The sequence below is a fragment of the Mobiluncus curtisii subsp. curtisii ATCC 35241 genome, assembly GCF_000146285.1.
Taxonomy (GTDB): domain Bacteria; phylum Actinomycetota; class Actinomycetes; order Actinomycetales; family Actinomycetaceae; genus Mobiluncus; species Mobiluncus curtisii.
Genome location: NZ_GL385917.1, coordinates 1 through 1,974, shown reverse-complemented (window position 1 = coordinate 1,974; position 1,974 = coordinate 1). Strand labels below are relative to the sequence as shown.

At 56.0% G+C, this 1,974-nt stretch carries 2 protein-coding genes; both read left to right on the top strand.

Going from position 1 to position 1,974, the window contains the following annotated elements; all coding sequences use genetic code 11:
* Positions 1-272 precede the first annotated feature (272 nt).
* Positions 273-830, top strand: a complete 558-nt coding sequence (locus HMPREF0574_RS09265; RefSeq protein WP_004008486.1) for a type IV toxin-antitoxin system AbiEi family antitoxin domain-containing protein — start codon at positions 273-275, stop codon at positions 828-830.
* Between the two features lie 3 nt (positions 831-833).
* Positions 834-1,820: a nucleotidyl transferase AbiEii/AbiGii toxin family protein gene (locus HMPREF0574_RS09260; protein ID WP_004008485.1), complete on the top strand. Its 987-nt coding sequence runs from the start codon at positions 834-836 to the stop codon at positions 1,818-1,820.
* Positions 1,821-1,974: the final 154 nt, after the last annotated feature.

Sequence of the window (1,974 nt, the reverse complement as noted above, 5' to 3'; positions counted from 1 at the left end):
TTATTGGCAGCTACAACCCAAATACCACCTTATAAACCCCCAAACACCGAAACATCCACCCGACCAGACCCTAAAACCCCGGGCTACACGAACCGCAAAAACCGCCCGGGGAGACTATTGAAAGGTGAAGAATCTCGACCCGATCGACGTAACCGGGGAGTTTGTTAATGAGGGCATGGTCGCCCGTGTTGGCCGTCTGTCCTGCGAGGCTGAGGGCGTAACATGAGAGGTCAGCGATTGTCAATACCTTTCCTTTTTGGTAAGGTATTGACATGTCTAGATTAGATGATTTGCGCGAGATTGCCCTTGACCAGCACGGATTCGTGACTCGGGGTCAGGCAATCGCTGCAGGGGTGACAGACGCGGATTTGTCCAAGATGGTATCTCGGGGCCGGATTGGGCGTCTGGTCCGGGGTGTTTATCGTGTGCCAGGTGTGGCGCAGACGCCCTGGGATGCTTACCATTTGCCGGTTTTGTGGACAGGAGAGACCCGGGCTTGTTTGAGCCATGAGACGGCTTTGGAGGTGTGGGAAGTCACGGAAAGCCTGCCCGAGGTGAAGCATGTGACGGTTGGTCGGGGGCGACGTGTGCGGCGTTCAGATGGTGAAGGGTTTGTGGTTCATTACCAGGATTTGGAGCCACGGGAACGAGCTTGGTGCCAAGGGCTTCCGGTGGTGGTAGTGTCAACAGCCTTGATCCAGTGCGTGGACTACGGGGTATCGACACGGGTGCTGAAGCGTGCGGGTGAGTTGGGTTTGCAACGGGGGCTGTTGACCTCGACGCAGCACGAGCTATTTTTGTCTGCTTTGGCACATCGGGACGGGGTGTGAGTCATGGCAGAATTGCGGGATTCCCAGCGTCTGGAGGAACCGGCGGGCTTGCAAGGGTTAGCTGCGCGGCTGGGTTTGTTGCAAGCCAAGAGTAAAGAGCCGTTTTCGGCTCGTGTTTTGGATAAGTGGGTGGAACAGGCTCAAGCGCAGTTGGGGACGCGTGGGCCACGGTTGGGTTGGTTGATTGCTGCCACGGTGGTGACTGGAGTGCTGCAGCGGGCCTGTGTTGCGGGAGATGGGAAGAATTCGGGCCCGTTTTTCTTGCTGAAAGGCGGGACTATGTTGCAGTACCGGCTCGGGGATACGACACGCAACACGCGGGATATCGATGGTCTGGTGCGTACGGATTTCGACACTTTCTTTAATGAATTAGACAAGGTTTTAGTTGAGTCTTGGGGTCCTTTCGAGTTTTCACGCACGGAAGCGGAAGTCATCACGGTGCCCGGGCGTGTGCTGAAACCGCGGCGTTTTGATGTTTTGGTGTTGATTAAGGGTGTTACGTGGCGTCGCGTCCAGGTCGAGATTTCCGCTGATGAGGGCGATGCCGGGCGGTTGGTGGAAAGCGTGGCGGCGCCCTCATTGGCTGGCTTTGGTGTTGAATCGCCAGCTAGGATTGCGACTTTGTCCATGAGCTACCAGATAGCGCAGAAGGTGCACGCGGTCACCGGCCCGCATCAACCCCCTGAGCTTGTAAACGACCGTTCGCGTGATGTGGTTGACCTGCTGCTTTTACGTGACTTGGTGCAACGTAGCGGGGCTCCAGAACTGGATGAGATTGCAGCAGCGATACACGACGTGTTCGAAGTCCGGGCGCGCGAAGCCGCTAACCTGGGCGTGAAGGTGCAAACATGGCCTGCACGAGTAGTGGCGTGGCCGCACTGGGAAACAAGTTTTACTACAGAATCTGAGGGAAGCGGTGTAAACGGGTCTCTCCAGGAATGCGTTGAGGAACTCAATACCTGGCTCTGTCTCGTCGACGAAGCTAGTTAAGAGCATTTTTGCGTGATTAATGTTTGTCGAGGATTCAATAGTCTCCCCGGGCGGTTTTTGCGGTTCGTGTAGCCCGGGGTTTTAGGGTCTGGTCGGGTGGATGTTTCGGTGTTTGGGGGTTTATAAGGTGGTTTTTGGGCTGTAGCTGCCATTA

Bases quoted from the DNA above. Each gene is read 5' to 3' on its own strand.
- HMPREF0574_RS09260 (WP_004008485.1), top strand. From the start codon at position 834: ATGGCAGAATTGCGGGATTCCCAGCGTCTGGAGGAACCGGCGGGCTTG.
- HMPREF0574_RS09265 (WP_004008486.1), top strand. From the start codon at position 273: ATGTCTAGATTAGATGATTTGCGCGAGATTGCCCTTGACCAGCACGGA.